This window comes from Enterobacter sp. DNB-S2 (assembly GCF_019443845.1).
Classification (GTDB): Bacteria; Pseudomonadota; Gammaproteobacteria; order Enterobacterales; family Enterobacteriaceae; genus Enterobacter; species Enterobacter asburiae_B.
This window is the reverse complement of record NZ_CP050520.1, coordinates 2,105,977-2,125,113: the sequence shown is the minus strand read 5'-3', so window position 1 is coordinate 2,125,113 and position 19,137 is coordinate 2,105,977. Positions and strand designations below refer to the sequence as shown.

The 19,137-nt window shown below is 60.1% G+C and carries 14 protein-coding genes; 8 read left to right on the top strand and 6 right to left on the bottom strand.

Annotation, left to right across the window (positions count from 1 at the left end; translation table 11 throughout):
• Nucleotide 1: 1 nt before the first annotated feature.
• From gsiC to iaaA, 4 genes are read right to left on the bottom strand one after another with little or no spacing between them, the layout of a single operon-like run.
• Nucleotides 2-922 (bottom strand): glutathione ABC transporter permease GsiC, encoded by a 921-nt coding sequence (gsiC, locus tag HB664_RS10030; RefSeq protein WP_219940741.1) that lies wholly within the window; start codon nt 920-922, stop codon nt 2-4.
• A 5-nt stretch (nt 923-927) separates the two neighbouring features.
• Nucleotides 928-2,466 (bottom strand): glutathione ABC transporter substrate-binding protein GsiB, encoded by a 1,539-nt coding sequence (gene gsiB, locus HB664_RS10025; RefSeq protein ID WP_033145024.1) that lies wholly within the window; start codon nt 2,464-2,466, stop codon nt 928-930.
• Between the two features lie 23 nt (nt 2,467-2,489).
• Entirely contained in the window at nt 2,490-4,361 is a 1,872-nt protein-coding gene (gsiA, locus tag HB664_RS10020; RefSeq protein WP_087822233.1) for a glutathione ABC transporter ATP-binding protein GsiA, read from the bottom strand.
• An 11-nt stretch (nt 4,362-4,372) separates the two neighbouring features.
• Entirely contained in the window at nt 4,373-5,311 is a 939-nt protein-coding gene (gene iaaA, locus HB664_RS10015; protein WP_087822851.1) for a beta-aspartyl-peptidase, read from the bottom strand.
• Between the two features lie 188 nt (nt 5,312-5,499).
• On the opposite strand from iaaA, the gene moeA reads away from it, so the two are divergent.
• Both moeA and moeB read left to right on the top strand, forming a co-directional pair.
• Nucleotides 5,500-6,732, top strand: a complete 1,233-nt coding sequence (moeA, locus tag HB664_RS10010) for a molybdopterin molybdotransferase MoeA (RefSeq protein WP_219940740.1) — start codon at nt 5,500-5,502, stop codon at nt 6,730-6,732.
• 1 nt (nt 6,733) lies between these two features.
• Nucleotides 6,734-7,486, top strand: a complete 753-nt coding sequence (gene moeB, locus HB664_RS10005) for a molybdopterin-synthase adenylyltransferase MoeB (RefSeq protein ID WP_143347332.1) — start codon at nt 6,734-6,736, stop codon at nt 7,484-7,486.
• Nucleotides 7,487-7,575: 89 nt separating this feature from the next.
• Here the strand turns inward: moeB and fsa are convergent, their stop codons facing one another.
• Complete coding sequence (fsa, locus tag HB664_RS10000; protein WP_033145019.1) at nt 7,576-8,238, bottom strand: fructose-6-phosphate aldolase; 663 nt, start codon at nt 8,236-8,238, stop codon at nt 7,576-7,578.
• 128 nt (nt 8,239-8,366) lie between these two features.
• Between fsa and HB664_RS09995 the strand changes: the two genes are divergently transcribed.
• From HB664_RS09995 to HB664_RS09980, 4 genes are all read left to right on the top strand, one after another.
• Nucleotides 8,367-9,266 carry a glycyl-radical enzyme activating protein gene (locus HB664_RS09995; protein ID WP_219940739.1) on the top strand — a complete coding sequence of 300 codons (900 nt, stop codon included), beginning with the start codon at nt 8,367-8,369 and terminating at the stop codon, nt 9,264-9,266.
• Between the two features lie 4 nt (nt 9,267-9,270).
• On the top strand, nt 9,271-11,703 hold the full coding sequence (locus HB664_RS09990; RefSeq protein WP_219940738.1) for a formate C-acetyltransferase/glycerol dehydratase family glycyl radical enzyme: 2,433 nt from the start codon (nt 9,271-9,273) through the stop codon (nt 11,701-11,703).
• Nucleotides 11,704-11,869: 166 nt separating this feature from the next.
• On the top strand, nt 11,870-12,685 hold the full coding sequence (locus tag HB664_RS09985; protein WP_048976801.1) for a Cof-type HAD-IIB family hydrolase: 816 nt from the start codon (nt 11,870-11,872) through the stop codon (nt 12,683-12,685).
• Nucleotides 12,686-12,834: 149 nt separating this feature from the next.
• A complete protein-coding gene (locus HB664_RS09980) occupies nt 12,835-14,091 on the top strand; it encodes a DUF1479 domain-containing protein (RefSeq protein ID WP_219940737.1) in 1,257 nt (418 codons plus the stop codon).
• Here HB664_RS09980 and HB664_RS09975 read toward each other — a convergent pair.
• Nucleotides 14,088-15,161 carry a LacI family DNA-binding transcriptional regulator gene (locus HB664_RS09975; protein WP_219940736.1) on the bottom strand — a complete coding sequence of 358 codons (1,074 nt, stop codon included), beginning with the start codon at nt 15,159-15,161 and terminating at the stop codon, nt 14,088-14,090. The two genes, HB664_RS09980 and HB664_RS09975, sit on opposite strands and share 4 nt — an antisense overlap.
• A 288-nt stretch (nt 15,162-15,449) precedes the next feature.
• Here HB664_RS09975 and HB664_RS09970 point away from each other — a divergent pair, with 288 nt between their 5' ends.
• Nucleotides 15,450-16,751, top strand: coding sequence for an MFS transporter (locus tag HB664_RS09970; protein WP_219940735.1), 1,302 nt, complete (start codon nt 15,450-15,452; stop codon nt 16,749-16,751).
• A 17-nt stretch (nt 16,752-16,768) separates the two neighbouring features.
• A complete protein-coding gene (locus HB664_RS09965) occupies nt 16,769-19,132 on the top strand; it encodes a glycoside hydrolase family 31 protein (protein WP_219940734.1) in 2,364 nt (787 codons plus the stop codon).
• Nucleotides 19,133-19,137 lie beyond the last annotated feature (5 nt).

The following is a 19,137-nucleotide window of genomic DNA, read 5'->3' as shown; positions in this document are numbered from 1 at the left end:
CTTACTTGTACCTGATGGCCGGGTTAATGGCGGCGTAGAGCACGTCCACCACTAAGTTGATAAGAATAAACTCCAGTGAGAAAAGCAGGACTTCCGCCTGAATCACCGGGTAGTCGCGCATCTCGACGGAATCGACCAGCAGGCGTCCCAGCCCCGGCCAGTTGAAGACCTTTTCCACGACGATCGAGCCGCCGAGCAGGAAGCCAAACTGCAGCCCCATCATCGTCACCACCGGGATCATCGCATTGCGGAATCCGTGCTTGAGAATGACCCACTTCTCGCTGACCCCTTTCGCCCGCGCGGTGCGAATATAATCTTCGCTCAGCACGTCAACGAACGAGGCGCGGGTAAAGCGGGCCATTACCGCCGAGACGGCAGCCCCCAGCGTCATGGAAGGCAGGATGTAATGCTTCCAGGTATCGGCCCCGACGGTCGGCAGCCAGCCCAGTTCGACGGAGAAGATATGCATCAGCAGCATCCCCAGCGCGAACGCCGGGAAGGAGATGCCGGTCACCGCCAGCGCCATGCCGAGCTTGTCCGGCCAGCGGTTGCGCCAGACGGCCGCGATAATCCCGGCGCCAAGCCCGAACACGACCGCCCAGCTCATGCTGGCTATCGTTAACCAGAACGTCGGCATAAAGCGGCTGGCAATCTCCTCCGACACCGGACGGCGCGACACCATCGAGATACCAAAATCGCCCTGCAGAACGTTGCAAATGTAATGGATGAACTGCATATACAGCGGCTGGTCGAGGCCAAGCTGCTTACGCACCAGGTCAATAACGGTGGCATCCGCCTCAGGCCCGGCGACCAGACGCGCCGGATCGCCCGGCAGCATATGGACAAACAGAAACACCAGGACCGCCACAATCAGCAGCGTCGGAATAAGCCCCAGCAGGCGTTTACAAACATAATTCAGCATGAGGTTTATTTTAAATCCGCATCGTCAAAGCTAAAGCCCGTGTCCGGCATGATGTAGAACCCGGTCAACGCTTTGTTATGGGCTGACACCAGTTTCTCCACCACCAGCGGCACCCACGGTGACTCTTTCCAGATAATATCCTGCGCGTCTTTATAGAGACGCGCCTTCTCTTCCGGTTTGGTGGTTTTCAGTGCATCGGCCAGGTCTTTGTCCACCTGCGGGTTGCTGTAAAACGCGGTGTTGAACAGGGTTGGCGGCCAGTTCTGCGAGGCAAACAGCGGCGACAGCGCCCAGTCGGCTTCACCGGTCGACGCCGTCCAGCCGGTGTAGAACATCCGCACGCCGCTCTCTTTCTGCCCTTTCCCCTCCACTTCTGCCGCACGCTGTCCGGCATCCATTGCGGTGACCTGTACCTTGATCCCCACCTGCGCCAGCTGCTGCTGGGTAAACTGCAGCACCTTCTGGGCGGTACTGTGATTATGCGAGGACCACAGCGTGGTGCTGAAACCGTTCGGGAAGCCCGCCTCTTTCAGCAGCTCGCGCGCTTTAGCCGGATCGTACGGCCACGGCTGATAGCTTTGCGCATAGGCGATCGCCGGCGGCAGCACGCCGGTGGCCGGAGTGGCATAGCCGGCAAAGGCGACCTTCACCAGCGCCTGACGGTTAATGGCGTAGTTGATGGCTTCACGCACCTTCGGGTTATCGAACGGCTTTTGCGTGACGTTCATGCTGATGTAGCGCTGCATGATCGACGGGCTGGCAACCAGCTCCAGCTTGCTATTTTTCTGCAAAATGGCGGCCTGCTCGTAAGGGATAGGGAAAGCAAACTGCGCCTCGCCGGTTTGCAGCATCGCCGCGCGGGTGTTGTTGTCCACCACCGGGCGCCAGGTGATGGTGTCGAGCTTCGGCAGCCCCTGCTGCCAGTATCCCGCGAATTTCTTCACCTTCACAAAATCGGTCTGGTTCCAGGTGAGCAGTTCGTAAGGGCCGGTGCCAACAGGGTGGAAACCGATCTCCTTGCCGTATTTCTTCAGCGCAGCAGGGGAAATCATCGCGGTTGCCGGATGCGCCAGGATATTGATAAACGCGGAGAACGGCTCTTTCAGGGTGATTTTGACCGTCGCCGGGTCGACCACCTCGGTGCTGGCGATATTTTTATACAGGTTATAGCGCTTGAGGCTATTTTCCGGATTGCTGGCGCGGTCCAGGTTAACCTTCACCGCCTCCGCATTGAAGTCTGTCCCGTCCTGGAACTTCACGCCGGTCCTGAGCTTGATGGTATACACCAGCCCGTCGTCGGACACGGTGTACCCCTCCGCCAGCACGTTTTTGAGCTTCATCTCTTTATCGAGGCCAAACAGGCCCTGATAGAACGATTTCGCCACCGCCTGAGAGAGCGTGTCGTTGGCGTCATACGGATCGAGCGTGGTGAAATTCGAGCCGACGGCAACCACCACGTCTTTGGCAGCGAACGCGGGGGCAGCGGCCAGGGCTGCCGTCACGCTCGCGGCTAACAACCATCTACGCGCTACAAATGTAACCATTGTGTTCTCCTGCCTGTTGTAAGTTATAACCGCGAAAAAGCGTTGTCCTGACGCGGGGGAGCGACGAAATGACCCGGCCCGACCTCGCGCAGCGTCACGCGCTCCACGGCCTCGCCGCGTTTATGAATATTGCTCGGCATTTCATCCTGCAGCAGCACGCGCTGGCCGTGACGATGCGCCGGATCGGCAACCGGGACCGCCGCGATAAGCTTGCGGGTGTACGGATGCTGCGGGTTTTCAAACACCGCCCTTCGCGGCCCAATCTCCACGATCTGCCCCATAAACATCACCGCCACGCGATGGCTGATGCGCTCGACCACCGCCATATCGTGCGAGATAAACAGGAAGGCGATGCCCATATCCCGCTGTAAATCCAGCAACAGGTTGATGATTTGCGCCCGGATAGAAACATCCAGCGCCGAGACGGACTCATCGGCAATCACCACTTTTGGATTCAGCGCCAGCGCGCGGGCGATGCAGATACGCTGCCGCTGCCCGCCGGAAAACTCGTGCGGATAACGCCATGCGTGCTCCGGCTTCAGGCCGACGCGCTCCAGCAGCCAGGCCACGCGACGCTGGGCCGCTTCGCCGTCGAGCAGGTTATGTACCCGCAGCGGCTCCATGATCGAATACCCCACCGTGTGGCGCGGATCGAGGGAGGCATACGGGTCCTGGAAAATAAACTGAATATCCCGCCGCACCGCCTGCAGCTTGCTGTCCGGAAGGGTATCAATGCGCTCGCCGTTAAAGGTAATGCTGCCTTCCTGTGATTCCACCAGACGGAGCAACGCGCGCCCGGTGGTGGATTTACCGCAGCCGGACTCCCCCACCAGCGCCAGCGTTTCGCCCGGCCAAAGATCGAAACTGACGTTTTCCACCGCGTGCACTTCGCGCTTAACGCGGTTTAGTACGCCGCTGCGCAGCGGAAAACGGGTGACCAGATCGCGCACTTCCAGAATGGGCTTACCCGGCACCACGGTGTCCTGCTCGCGCTCCTCCTCCTGTAGCTCAGACGCCTCAAGAGAAATCAGCGGGAAGCGGCGCGGCAAATCGCTGCCGTTCATCGCCCCCAGGCGCGGAACCGCCGCCAGCAGCGCTTTGGTGTAAGGATGCGCGGGCGCGTGAAAAATCTGCTCAACCGGGCCGGTTTCCACCGCGCTGCCCTTGTGCATCACCAGCACCCGATCGGCGATATCGGCGACTACGCCCATATCATGGGTGATGAATATCACCCCCATCTCCATCTCCTGCTGCAGCACTTTAATGAGCTGCAGGATCTGCGCCTGAATCGTCACGTCCAGCGCCGTCGTCGGTTCATCGGCAATCAGCACCGCCGGACGGCAGGAGAGCGCCATGGCAATCATCACCCGCTGGCGCATGCCGCCGGAAAGCTGATGCGGGTAGCGACCCAGAATGGCCTGCGCCTCCGGAATGCGCACCAGCTCCAGCATCCGTCGGGCCTCTTTGAGCGCTTCATCGCCGCTCAGCCCCTGATGCAGGCGGATGGACTCGGCGATTTGTTCCCCGACCGGGAAAACCGGGTTCAGGGAGGTCATCGGCTCCTGGAAGATCATCGCAATATCCGCCCCGCGCACGCCCTGCATCTGCGAACCGCTCAGCTCATTTAAATCAATGACCTGACGGTTACGGCGGCGCAGGAGCATTTTCTCGCTGCTGATTTGCCCGCCCGTCTGTTCCAGCAGGCGCATCAGCGCCAGCGCGGTGACCGATTTACCGGATCCGGACTCGCCAACAATCGCCAGCGTCTCGCCGCGCCTGAGCGTGAACGATAAATTCTGTACTGCGGGGATGAACTGCCGCTCTTCCTGAAACGCAATATTGAGCTGATGGACAGCCAGCACTTCGCGGTTGTCCAGTTCTTCACTGTGCGGCACGCGCTGCCCCCTTATTCACGATAGATGCCCGTGCTCGGCTCATCACCGGCATAGCCCCAGGCGCGGTACATACCTTCGCTGTTGAACGGCAGAGCCACGTTGCCCTCACGATCCACCGCAATGAGTCCGCCGACGCCGCCCAGGGCGGGCAGTTTCTCCATCACCACGCGCTCGCAGGCTTCGCTGAGGCTTAAACCGCCGTAATCCATCAGCGCGGTGATGTCGTAGGCCGCGAGGGCGCGAATAAACACTTCCCCGGTGCCGGTACACGACACCGCCGCCGTCGCGTTATTGGCGTAGCAGCCGGCGCCCGGCAGCGGGCTGTCGCCCACGCGTCCGGGCAGCTTGTTGGTCATCCCGCCCGTTGAGGTCGCCGCCGCGAGGTTTCCGGCCTTATCCAGCGCCACCGCGCCGACCGTGCCCATTTTGGTGGTTTCATCAAGCGGCGCTGCATGGTCAAGCTGCGTCATGCCCGCCGAACGGGCTTCCAGCAGCTGCTGATAGCGCTCCTCGGTGGAAAACAGATCCGGCGATACCGGTTCCATCCCGTGCCCGAAGGCAAACGCCTCCGCTCCGGCCCCTGTGAGCAGCACGTGCGGACTCGCCTCCATCACCAGACGCGCCGCCAGCACCGGATTGCGCAGATGACTCACGCCCGCCACGGCGCCCGCTTTCAGGGTGACGCCGTCCATCACGCAGGCATCCAGCTCGTGCGTTTCATCCCGGGTAAAGACCGAACCGATCCCCGCATTAAATAACGGGCACTCTTCCAGCAGGCGCACCGCCTCGGTGACCACGTCCAGCGCGCTTTCGCCCGCTTCCAGCATTTTCTGGCCCGTTTCCACAATGGCGTACAGCGCGTCGATATAGCGCTTTTCCTGCTCGGGACTGAGCTGTGCTCGGGTGATTGCCCCGGCGCCACCATGAATTGCGATTACCGCATTAACCATTCGCATCACCCGTTAGCCTGATTTGCGGCTTTTTCTATAAATATCATTATCGTCGATGAAACTTCAGATGATTTTTGAATATAGAAAGACGTAACTGTGATGTAAAGCGTACACCCATCGGGTCATACAGTTAGCCGCACTTTTCTGCCATAATGGCCGCTTTCGTTGTTACTCCGCAGGAGCCCACCATGGATTTTACCGCCGGACTGATGCCGCTTGAGACGGCACTCACGCAGATGCTTGACCGAGTTTCCCCGCTGAATGACGTTGAGACGCTGCCCCTCGTGCGCTGTTTTGGCCGTATTGCCGCGCGCGATATCGTCTCTCCGCTTAACGTGCCGGGGTTTGATAATTCCGCGATGGACGGTTACGCGGTACGCCTGGCGGATCTCCAGACGGGTAATGCCCTGCCTGTGGCGGGTAAAGCCTTTGCGGGCCAGCCGTTTAGCGGTGAATGGCCTGCGGGCACCTGCGTGCGCATCATGACCGGCGCGCCGGTTCCGGCTGGCTGCGACGCCGTGGTAATGCAGGAAGAGACCGAACAGACCGACGACGGCGTGCGTTTTACCGCGAACGTTAAAGCGGGCCAGAACATCCGCCGCACGGGCGAAGATATCACCCTTGGCGCGACGGTCTTTGCCGCCGGGCAGAAGCTGACGGCAGGTGAGCTGCCGGTGCTGGCGTCGCTCGGCGTGGCTGAAATCGACGTTATTCGTAAAGTGCGCGTGGCCGTCTTCTCCACCGGTGACGAACTTCAGCTTCCGGGCCAGCCGCTGCAGGACGGTCAGATTTACGACACCAATCGCCTGGCGGTACACCTGATGCTGGAGCAGCTGGGCTGCGAGGTGATTAACCTCGGCATCATTCCTGACGATCCGGAAAAACTGCGCGCCGCGTTTATCGAGGCGGATAACGCTGCCGACGTGGTTATCAGCTCCGGCGGCGTCTCTGTGGGCGAAGCGGATTACACCAAAACCATCCTTGAAGAGCTGGGCGAGATCGCCTTCTGGAAGCTGGCCATCAAGCCGGGCAAACCGTTCGCGTTTGGCAAGCTTCAACACAGCTGGTTCTGTGGCCTGCCGGGTAATCCAGTCTCGGCGGCACTCACCTTCTACCAGCTGGTGATCCCGCTGCTGGCGAAGCTTTCCGGCAACAGCGCCAGCCCGCTGCCGGAACGCCAGCGCGTGCGCGCCGCCACGCGCCTGAAAAAATCGCCGGGCCGCCTCGATTTTCAGCGCGGCATTCTGGCGCGCAACGCGGACGGAGAGCTCGAAGTGAGCACCACCGGGCACCAGGGCTCACACATTTTCAGCTCCTTCAGCCAGGGTAACTGCTTTATCGTCCTGGAGCGCGAGCGCGGCAATGTGGAAGCAGGCGAGTGGGTTGAGATCGAGCGTTTTAACCACCTGTTCGGAGGCTGACATGACGGTGGAGCTGAGCGACCCGGAGATAATGCGCTACAACCGCCAGATTGTGCTGCGCGGGTTTGATTTCGAAGGTCAGGAAGCGCTTAAGGCAGCAAGCGTGCTGGTTGTTGGGCTCGGCGGCCTGGGCTGCGCCGCCGCGCAGTATCTTGCGGCGGCGGGCGTGGGCAGGATGACGCTGCTGGATTTTGATACCGTGTCGGTGTCAAATCTCCAGCGCCAGACGCTGCACAGCGATGCGACGGTTGGACAGCCGAAGGTGGATTCTGCCCGCACGGCGCTGGCGCGCATCAACCCCAACGTTCAGTTCACCCTGATTGACGCGATGCTGGATGACGACGTGCTGTCCGCGCAGATTGCGCAGCATGATCTGGTGCTGGACTGCACCGATAACGTCACGGTCCGTAACCAGCTGAACGCGGGCTGCTTTGCCCACAAAATCCCGCTGGTCTCCGGCGCGGCGATCCGCATGGAGGGGCAAATCAGCGTCTTCACGTACGGGGAAGGCGAACCCTGCTACCGCTGCCTGAGCCGCCTGTTCGGCGAGAACGCGCTGACCTGCGTTGAGGCGGGCGTGATGGCGCCATTGGTCGGCGTGATTGGCTCGCTGCAGGCGATGGAAGCGATCAAGGTGCTGGCGCGCTACGGCACGCCTGCGGCGGGGAAAATCGTAATGTATGACGCGATGACCTGCCAGTTCCGCGAAATGAAGCTGATGCGTAACCCGGGGTGTGAGGTTTGCGGAGGTTAAAGCAAACGGCAACCTTCAGGTTGCCGTTTTAGTGTTTGCTCCCTCTCCCTGTGGGAGAGGGTTGGGGTGAGGGCATCAGGCCGCACCCGTCAGATAGACATCCGTCCAAACGCGCCCTGCCAGTCCTGCTCAAACTTCACAATCGCCGCATCCACGGCCGGAGAAGTAATAAACTGCTGCGCCACGTCCAGCGGCAGCGTGATGGACTCGCACCCTGCCAGCAGGCAGTCCAGCGCCTGACGCGGCGTTTTAAAGCTCGCGGCCAGCACCTTTGACTGCGGGGCGTGCAGCGTCAGCAGCTGTTGCAGCTCAACCACGGTCTGGATCCCGTCCCCGCCCTGCGCGTCCACGCGGTTAACGTAAGGCGCCACATATTCCGCCCCCGCCAGCGCGGAGAGCATCCCCTGCGCAGCACCGTAAACCGCCGTACCCAGCGTCGGGATCCCTTCCGCTTTCAGCATCTTGATTGCCGCCAGCCCTTCTGCGGTCACCGGCACTTTTACCACCAGGTCGTTGATGATGGCGCGCAGCTTACGCGCGTCCTCCACCATCCCTTCAGCGGTGGTCGCCATCACCTGGGCGAAAAGACGGCCTTTGCCGCCCAGCGCGTCGTGCAGCGCTGGCAGCAAAACGTCCAGCGGCGTTTTACCTGCCGCCACAATGCTTGGGTTGGTGGTCACGCCCGCCAGCGGGAAGATACGCGCCAGCTTTTTGACTGCCGCAACGTCAGATGTGTCGAGATAAAGTTCCATGATGTCACCCTCAAATTTAGCCTGTACTTACCCTATCACGACAAAACCTGCTCAGTAGTTGACCTGCATCAAGATAACTTTCATTCGAAAGTAATTTAATCTTCATATGCAATACGAGAGGCGAAATCATGATCTTCAATATTCAGCGTTACTCTACCCACGACGGCCCCGGTATTCGAACCGTGGTGTTCCTGAAAGGCTGCTCGCTGGGCTGTCGCTGGTGCCAGAACCCGGAAAGCCGCTCCCGCAGCCGGGACGTGCTGTTTGACCCGCGCCTGTGCCTGGACGGCTGCGACCTGTGCCAGCAGGCGGCACCGGGCTGTATCGAACGCGCGCTGAATGGCCTGGTTATCCACCGCGAGAAGCTTGATGAAGCGACGCTCAACGCCCTTACCGACTGCTGCCCGACGCAGGCGCTGACCGTCTGCGGTGAAGAACAGCAGGTCGAGGAGATCATGGCGACCGTACTGCGCGATAAACCCTTCTACGACCGCAGCGGCGGCGGGATCACCCTCTCCGGCGGCGAGCCGTTTATGAACCCTGAGCTGGCGTACGCCCTGTTTAAAGCCAGCCACGAACAGGGGATCCACACCGCCGTGGAAACCTGCCTTCACGTGCCGTGGCACTACATCGAGCCGTCATTACCGTACGTCGATCTGTTCCTCGCCGACCTGAAGCACGTCGACGGTGACGTGTTCAAACAGTGGACGGACGGTTCGGCTAAGCGGATCCTGGATAACCTGAAACGCCTTGCCGCCGCCGGGAAAAAAATCACCATCCGCGTACCGCTGATCCAGGGCTTTAACGCTGACGAAGCGTCCATCACCGCCATTACCAACTTCGCCGCCGACGAGCTCGGCGTCGACGATATTCATTTTCTGCCGTATCACACGCTGGGCATGAACAAATACACCCTGCTCGGCCAAGCCTACTCTGCCCCTGACAAACCGCTGGATAACCCTGCCCTGCTGGATTTCGCGCAGCAATACGCCTGCCAGAAAGGGTTAACCGCGACCTTACGAGGATAAACCTATGACGACCCTGAATCTCAACACCCTCAGCGAGCGCATTAAGGCGCACAAAACGGCGCTGGTGCATATCGTTAAGCCGCCGGTCTGTACCGAGCGCGCGCAGCATTACACCGAAATGTACCAGCAGCACATGGACAAGCCGATCCCGGTACGTCGCGCTCTGGCGCTGGCGCATCACCTGGCGGAACGTACCATCTGGATCAAACACGACGAACTGATTATCGGTAACCAGGCAAGCGAAGTGCGCGCCGCGCCTATTTTCCCGGAATACACCGTTTCCTGGATTGAGAAAGAGATCGACGATCTGGCGGACCGCCCGGGCGCGGGCTTTGCGGTGAGCGAAGAGAACAAGCGCGTGCTGCATGAGATCTGCCCGTGGTGGCGCGGCCAGACGGTGCAGGACCGCTGCTACGGCATGTTCACCGACGAGCAGAAAGGCCTGCTGGAAACCGGCATTATCAAAGCCGAAGGCAACATGACCTCCGGCGACGCGCACCTGGCCGTTAACTTCCCGCTGGTGCTGGAAAAAGGCCTCGACGGCCTGCGCGCTAAGGTGGCCGAGCGCCGCACGCGCATCAACCTGACGGTGCTGGAAGACCTGCACGGCGATCAGTTCCTGAAGGCGATCGATATCGTGCTGGAAGCCGTAAGCCTGCACATCAAACGCTTTGCCGATCTGGCGCGTGAAATGGCGTCCACCGAAACCCGCGAAAGCCGCCGCGACGAGCTGCTGGCGATGGCGGAAAACTGCGACGTGATTGCCCACGAGCCGCCAAAAACCTTCTGGCAGGCGCTGCAGCTGTGCTACTTCATCCAGCTGATCCTGCAGATTGAGTCAAACGGCCACTCCGTCTCCTTCGCGCGTATGGACCAGTATCTCTATCCGTACTACCGCCGCGACGTCGAGCTGAACCAGAGCCTCGACCGCGAACACGCTATCGAGCTGCTGCACAGCTGCTGGCTGAAGCTGCTGGAAGTGAACAAAATCCGCTCCGGTTCGCACTCCAAGGCTTCCGCCGGTAGCCCGCTGTACCAGAACGTCACCATCGGCGGCCAGAAGCTGGTCAACGGTGAGCCGATGGACGCGGTGAACCCGCTCTCCTACGCGATTCTGGAGTCCTGCGGTCGCCTGCGCTCCACCCAGCCAAACCTGAGCGTGCGCTACCACGCGGGCATGAGCAATGACTTCCTCGACGCCTGCGTGCAGGTGATCCGCTGCGGCTTCGGGATGCCCGCGTTCAACAACGATGAAATCGTCATTCCGGAATTCATCAAGCTCGGCGTTGAACGAGACGACGCCTACGACTACGCGGCCATCGGCTGTATCGAAACCGCGGTTGGCGGCAAGTGGGGCTACCGCTGCACCGGCATGAGCTTTATCAACTTCGCCCGCGTGATGCTGGCCGCGCTGGAAGGCGGGCGCGACGCCACCAGCGGCAAGGTGTTCCTGCCACAGGAGAAAGCGCTCTCCGCCGGTAACTTCGACAACTTCGACGAAGTGATGGCGGCGTGGGACAGCCAGATCCGCTACTACACCCGCAAATCTATCGAGATTGAGTACGTGGTGGATACCATGCTGGAAGAGAACGTCCACGACATTCTCTGCTCGGCGCTGGTGGACGACTGCATCGAACGCGCGAAAAGCATCAAGCAGGGCGGCGCGAAGTATGACTGGGTCTCCGGCCTGCAGGTGGGCATCGCTAACCTCGGCAACAGCCTGGCTGCAGTGAAAAAGCTGGTGTTCGAACAGGGCACTATTGGTCAACAGCAGCTGGCGGCGGCGCTGGCGGATGACTTCGACGGGCTGACCCACGAGCAGCTGCGCCAGCGCCTGATTAACGGCGCGCCGAAGTACGGCAACGACGACGACAGCGTGGACATGCTGCTGACGCGCGCCTATCAGACCTACATCGAAGAGCTGAAGCAGTACCACAACCCGCGCTACGGTCGCGGCCCGATTGGCGGTAACTACTACGCGGGCACCTCTTCCATCTCCGCAAACGTGCCGTTCGGCGCGGCAACGATGGCCACCCCGGACGGACGTAAGGCGCACACCCCGCTGGCGGAAGGAGCAAGCCCGGCCTCCGGTACGGACCACCTCGGCCCGACGGCGGTAATTGGCTCGGTGGGTAAACTGCCGACGGAAGCGATTCTCGGCGGCGTGCTGCTGAACCAGAAGCTGAACCCGTCGACGCTGGAAAACGACAGCGATCGCCAGAAGCTGATGGTGCTGCTGCGCACCTTCTTCGAGGTGCATAAAGGCTGGCATATCCAGTACAACATCGTCTCGCGCGAAACGCTGCTGGAAGCGAAGAAACATCCTGACCAGTATCGTGACCTGGTGGTGCGCGTGGCGGGCTACTCGGCGTTCTTCACCGCCCTGTCGCCGGACGCGCAGGACGATATTATCGCCCGTACTGAGCATACGCTGTAACAGCATATCCCCTCACCCCGCCCCTCTCCCACGGGGAGAGGGAGAAAACACTAACAACGGCAACCTCGGTTGCCGTTTTGCTTTTACTTTCGAATGAAATTAAATTTGTGCTCCCCGTCACCTTGTTATTAGAATGTTTCAAAACGCAGTGACCCAGGAGCACAGTATGACCGTTAAAGTTATCGTCACCGATATGGACGGAACTTTCCTTGATGATGCCAAGCAGTACGATCGTGACCGCTTCCAGGCACAGTTTGAACAGCTTAAAGCCCGCGACATTGAATTCGTTGTCGCCAGCGGCAACCAGTATTACCAGCTCATCTCCTTCTTTCCGGAGCTGAAAGACAGGATCTCCTTCGTGGCGGAAAACGGCGCGCTGGTGTTCGATCGCGGCGAACAGATTTTCCACGGCGAGCTGACGCGTCATGAATCGCAGATCGTGATTGGCGAACTGCTGAAAGACAAAGGGCTGAACTTCGTGGCCTGCGGGCTGGAGAGCGCCTGGGTCAGCGACCAGGCTCCTGAAGAATTCGTGGCGCTGATGTCAAAGCACTATCACCGCTTAAAGCGCATCAGCGATTACCGCGAAATTGACGACGTGCTGTTTAAGTTCTCCCTGAACCTGCCGGACAGCGATATCCCTAATCTGGTGGATAAACTGCACGTCTCCCTGGACGGCATCATGAAGCCGGTCACCAGCGGCTTTGGATTCGTGGATTTGATTATCCCCGGCCTGCACAAGGCCAACGGCATTAGCCGTCTGCTGAAACGCTGGAAAATCTCCCCGCAGGAGTGCGTGGCCATTGGCGACAGCGGCAACGATGCCGAGATGCTGAAGCTGGTGAAATATTCCTTTGCGATGGGCAACGCGGCAGAGAGCATCAAAGAAATCAGCCGCTACGGCACCGACGACAACAACCATCAGGGCGCGCTGAACGTCATCCAGGCCGTGCTCGACAACCATTCCCCGTTCGACGTCTGATCCTCTCCTCGCCGGAGCGTCGCTCCGGCCTCTCACTCTTTTTCCGACCTGTGGCTTGCGTCAAGTTTTTAAACTTGCATTAACTTATTTTTAACTTAAAGTATCACTTGTAGACATTTTTACTTTCGAATGAAAGATGCGAGGCAGTTATGACCTTTACCAGTGAAACCTTGCCAGCGGATCACAAAGCGGCAATCCGTCAGTTAAAACGTGAGATGCGCGCGCAGATCGGCGACGTGCAGGCAGTGTTTAATAAGCTCAGCGACAAAATTGCCACCCGCGTGGCGGAAATCAACGCGCTTAAGAACAAAGGCGAATCCGTCTGGCCGGTGATCCCGTTTGCGAATGTGAAAAACGGCACCATTACCGACGCACAGCGCGAGGCCGTTAAACGCCGCGGCTGCGCGGTGATTAAAGGTCACTTCCCGCGCGAGCAGGCGCTGGCGTGGGATCAGTCGATGCTCGACTACCTCGATCTGAACAAGTTTGACGAGGTGTACAAAGGCCCGGGCGATAACTTCTTCGGCACCCTGACGGCCTCTCGTCCGGAGATTTACCCGATTTACTGGTCTCAGGCGCAGATGCAGGCGCGCCAGAGCGAAGAGATGGCGCAGGTGCAGTCGTTCCTGAACCGTTTGTGGACATTCGAGAGCAACGGCAAGCAGTGGTTCGACCCGGACGTGAGCGTGATTTACCCGGACCGTATCCGCCGCCGTCCGCCGGGAACAACCTCGAAAGGGCTTGGGGCACATACCGACTCCGGCGCGCTGGAGCGCTGGCTGCTGCCAGCCTATCAGCAGGTGTTTGCCCGCGTGTTTGACGGCAACGTCGATAAGTACGATCCGTGGAACGCCGCGCACCGTACCGAAGTGGAAGAGTACACCGTCGATAACACCACTAAATGCTCGGTGTTCCGCACCTTCCAGGGCTGGACGGCACTGTCGGATATGATCCCAGGTCAGGGGCTGCTGCACGTCGTGCCAATCCCGGAAGCGATGGCCTACATTCTGCTGCGTCCGCTGCTGGACGACGTGCCGGAAGACGAGCTGTGCGGCGTGGCGCCGGGGCGCGTGCTGCCGGTTTCCGAGAAGTGGCACCCGCTGCTGATCGAGGCATTAAGCAGCATTCCGGCACTCGAGGCGGGCGATTCCGTGTGGTGGCACTGCGATGTGATCCACTCCGTGGCGCCGGTGGAAAATCAGCAGGGCTGGGGCAACGTGATGTACATCCCTGCCGCGCCGATGTGCGAGAAAAACCTCGCCTACGCGAAGAAGGTCAAGGAAGCGCTGGAAACCGGCGCGTCGCCGGGAGACTTCCCGCGCGAGGATTATGAAAAAAGCTGGCAGGAACGCTTTACCGTGAACGATCTCAACATCCACGGCAAGCGCGCGCTGGGCATGGTTTAACTGTCATACAGCCCTTCCCGCTCCACGGCGGTGCGTCGTTTCCCCTGACGTATCCGCCGTACCGATTCCCGCACGGCCAGCGTGCCGTTAAGCAGTAACGTCCCCACCGGCGCGTCCGGGCGCATCAGCCGCTGCTGGAGCATATATACCGCTTCGGTTCCCAGCTCATCGCGCGGAACGTGCACCGCCGTTAATGGAACATCCTGAATCGCCGCCAGGTTAAAGCCGTCAATGCTCATCACCGACACGTCCTGTGGCACGCGCAGGCCGTGGTTTTGTAATGCGCTAATGGTGCCCGCCGCCATAAAGTCGCCGCCGACCAGGAACGCGGTCGGTAAATCCTTCCCCTGCACTTCACTGAGCCAGCCGCTGACCATCTGTTCCGTTTCGCGCGCGCTGAAGCTGGGCACCACCAGCAGATCGCGTTTATCGATGAATTTCAGGTTGTGAGACTGCCACGCGTCGCGGATCCCCGCCAGGCGCAGCTCCATGGTGTAGCGGCGCAGGCACAGCACGTTCATCACCTCACGGTGTCCCATCTCGAACAGATATTCCGCCGCCCGCTCGCCGATAGCGCGATGATCCGGCGCGACGGCAGGCAGACGCATGTGCCGGTCGCGGCAGTTAATCAGCATGCAGGGTTTACCCACGTCCACCGCCAGATCGTAGATATGGGGATCGTCGATGCCAAGAAGGATTGCCGCCTGAGTGTCCGCTTCGTTCATGCGTGCCAGAAACAGCTGGGCGTCGCTGTCGTTCTCCTCCAGCGCGCAGTAGCGAAGACGCACATCGTGGGACGCCAGGCCTTTACTCACGCTCTGGATCACGCGGTAGTAAAAGATGTCGGACCGCTCGTCAAACGCCCGCTGCGGGGCAAAAACCACCAGGCTGTTAAGCAGCAGACGCCCTGCCGCCATGCCGTCCATGACCCCCAGCTCCCGCGCGCACGCCAGCACCTTTGCGCGCGCTTTTTCACTGGTATTCGCTTTTCCCGCCAGCACTCGCGACACGGTGCTGATCGAGAGCTGCGTCCGGGCCGCGATTTCGGTGATTTTTAGCCTTTTGTCCATTTTGTGATCTGGCTCCATTTGCGAAATGAAAAAATTTTCATAGCGTATTGGTCAGACAATAGCTGACATAAGGGCCATCATGCCAGAGGGTATACGTCAGTTATGAGAAATTTTGCACAAAATCCACTTTTGCCCACTCATTTTCTTCCTTAAGGTGAACTTGTCACACAACTTCCATACTAGTTGTATACCAACTTAAGCATTTTAAACGGATATAAATCAAAGGCATAAAAATCCGTGTGACACCTGAACCTCCGTCCCCTTACCGTCCGTCTTGTGGAGAGTAAAATGAGTCAGGACATCAATAACACCGTAGCGACAAGCAAAACCCGTCGCGTCATCAAGAACCTGCGCTGGTACGTGCTGGTGCTGTTCTTACTTGGCGTCACCGTTAACTACATCACCCGTAACTCACTCGGGATCCTCGCCCCGGAACTGAAAGAGAGCCTCGGGATCACCACCGAGCAATACTCCTGGATCGTCGGTGCGTTCCAGATCGCCTATACCATTTTCCAGCCCCTGTGCGGCTGGCTGATTGACGTCATCGGCCTGAAGATTGGCTTTATGGTCTGCGCCGGGATCTGGGCGCTGATGTGTATCTTCCACGCGGGCGCCGGAAGCTGGCTGCACCTCGCTATTCTGCGCTTCTTTATGGGTGCCTCTGAGGCCGCCGCTACCCCGGCGAACGCCAAAACCATCGGCGAATGGTTCCCGAAATCAGAGCGACCCGTTGCCGCTGGCTGGGCTGGCGTGGGATTCTCCATCGGCGCGATGCTGGCCCCGCCTATCATCTACTTTGCTCACGCGTCGTTCGGCTGGCAGGGTGCGTTTATGTTTACCGGCGTGCTGGCGCTGCTGTGGGTGATCCTCTGGTGGGCGTTCTACCACAACCCGGAGCAGCACCCGAACCTGAGCAAGGACGAACTGGCATTTATCAAGCAGGATAACGAACCGCCTGCGGTCAAACTGCCCTTCCTGACCGCGCTGAAAACCGTCTCGAAAAACAAACGCTTCTACGGTATCGCCATCCCGGCCTTTATGGCGGAACCGGCCTGGGCGGTGCTGAGCTTCTGGGTGCCGCTGTACCTCGCCAAAGAGCACGGCATGGACCTGAAGCAGATTGCGATGTTTGCCTGGCTGCCGTTCCTCGCCGCCGACCTCGGCAGCGTGGCGAGTGGCTACCTGACGCGTCTGTACACCCGTCTGTTCGGCTGCTCGCGCGTTAACTCGGTCGTTGCCAGCTCCGTGACGGGCGCGTTCCTGATGATCTCGCTGGGCATCGTGGCCATTACCCGCGACCCGTATATCACCATCGTGCTGATCTCCATCGGCGGCTTCGGGCACCAGATTATCTCCTGCATGCTGAGCGCCCTGGTCGTTGAGTCGTTCGACAAAGGCCAGATGGCGACCGTCAACGGCATGCGCGGCTCGGCGGCGTGGATCGCCAGCTTCCTGTTCTCGCTGTTAATCGGCGTGACCGCCGACAAAATCGGCTTTAACCCGCTCTTTATTGCCATGGGCTTCTTTGACCTGATTGGCGCTGTCTTCCTGGTAGCATTTATTGCTGAACGTCGCACCAAGCGCGCCTGATAGTGGATGTATTGCATATGAAAACCCTGAAAAACTGGACCGTAGATACGCAGTCGGCAAACCATCTGGAACTGCTGGTCGATAACCAGCACCGCCTGTGCCTGTATGTGCTGGAAGAGAACCTGTTCCGCGTGCTGATTAAACGCAAAGGCGAGCTGGCGCTGGACCGCACCTGGAGCATCGCGCCGGAAGAAGACGTGCCGTGGGAAGGCCGCCGTCGTGACGATATAAGCGGTTTCTCCTGCCCGGCCTGGACCCTGACGCAGCAGGATGAGACGCTCACCGTGGCAACCGAACAGCTGCGCGTGACGGTCCACCAGCCGCTGTGGCTGGAGTGGCACTACCGCAATGAGGCGGGCGAGTGGCAGCCGCTGGCCAACGACCGTCCAACCAGCGCCTACCTGCTGAACGCCCACGGCGACGGCGTGGCGCACTACCTCAGCCGCCGCAAGGACGAGCGTTTCTACGGCCTTGGCGAAAAAGCGGGCGATCTGCAGCGCAACGGCAAGCGCTATGAGATGCGCAACCTCGACGCCATGGGGTACAACGCGGCCAGCACCGACCCGCTCTACAAGCATATTCCGTTCACTATCGCCCGCCGCGACGACGTCAGCTACGGCCTGTTCTACGACAACCTGAGCAGCTGCTGGCTGGATCTGGGTAACGAAATCGACAACTACCACACCGCCTATCGTCGCTGGCAGGCGGAAGCGGGCGACATCGATTACTACATCTTTACCGGCACGCGCGTGCTGGACGTCACCAAAGCCTTCGTGCGCCTGACCGGGAAAACGCTGTTCGGACCGAAATGGAGCCTGGGCTACAGCGGCTCGACCATGCACTACACCGACGCGCCGGACGCGCAAAACCAGCTGATGAACTTCATCCGCCTGTGCGAAGAGCACGCCATTCCGTGCGACTCGTTCCAGCTCTCCTCCGGCTATACCTCTATCAACGGCAAGCGCTACGTATTTAACTGGAACTATGACAAGGTGCCGCAGCCGAAGGTGATGAGCCAGGCCTTCCACGACGCTGGGCTGAAGCTGGCGGCAAACATCAAGCCGTGCCTGCTGCAGGACCATCCGCGCTATAACGAAGTGGCGGAGAGCGGTCTGTTCATTCGCGATTCAGAAACCGATGCACCGGAACGTTCCAGCTTCTGGGATGACGAAGGCTCGCACCTCGACTTTACCAACCCGCAGACGGTGCAGTGGTGGCAGAACGGCGTCACCACGCAGCTGCTGGAGATGGGCATCGACTCTACCTGGAACGACAACAACGAATATGAAGTGTGGGACGGGGAGGCGCGCTGCTTTGGCTTCGGCAAAGAGATCGCCATCAAGCATATTCGCCCGGTGATGCCGCTGCTGATGATGCGCGCCTCGCTGGAAGCGCAGCAGCGTTTCGCGCCGGAAAAACGTCCGTACCTGATCTCCCGCTCCGGCTGCGCCGGGATGCAGCGCTACGTTCAGACCTGGAGCGGCGACAACCGCACCAGCTGGGACACCCTGCGCTATAACATCCGCATGGGTCTGGGCATGAGCCTGTCCGGTCTGTTCAACGTCGGTCACGACGTCGGCGGTTTCTCCGGCGACAAGCCGGACGCCGAGCTGTTCGTGCGCTGGGTGCAGAACGGCGTGATGCACCCGCGCTTTACCATTCACTCGTGGAACGATGACCACACCGTGAACGAGCCGTGGATGTACCCGGGCGTCACGCCAGCCATTCGCGGCGCGGTTGAGCTGCGCTACCGCCTGCTGCCGTACCTCTATACCCTGCTCTGGCAGGCGCACGCCGACGACGAGCCGATGCTGCGCCCGACCTTCCTCGACCACGAACACGATGCGCAGACGTTTGAGGAGTGCGATGACTTCCTGCTGGGCCGCGACCTGCTGGTCGCCAGCGTCGTCGAAGCCGGGCAGCGCGAGCGCCGCGTCTGGCTGCCGGATAACACCACCGGCTGGTATGATTTTTACACCCACGCGTGGTATGCGGGCGGCCAGTCAATCGTCCTCGACGCGCCGCTGGAAAAACTGCCGCTGCTGGTGCGCGCCGGTGCCGGTCTGCCGCTGAGCGAACGCATCACGCATGTGAGTGCCGAAAATGATACGACCCGTGAACTGAAGCTGTTCCCGGTGAAGGGCGTCGGCACGACCACCGGAATGCTGTTTGAAGACGACGGCGAAAGCTGGGGCTACCAGAACGGCAACGCGCTGTGGGTGGAGTGGGAAATGGTGTGCGACGGCGCAACCATCAACCTGAAGGTCAACGCGCGCGGGGATTATCGTCCGGCGTGGAAATCGCTTAAGGTGTCGCTGCCTGCAGGGGAAAAACGTACGCTGCTGGTGAACGGGGTCGAAGGGGGCGAGTGGGTGGTCTAGTGCGG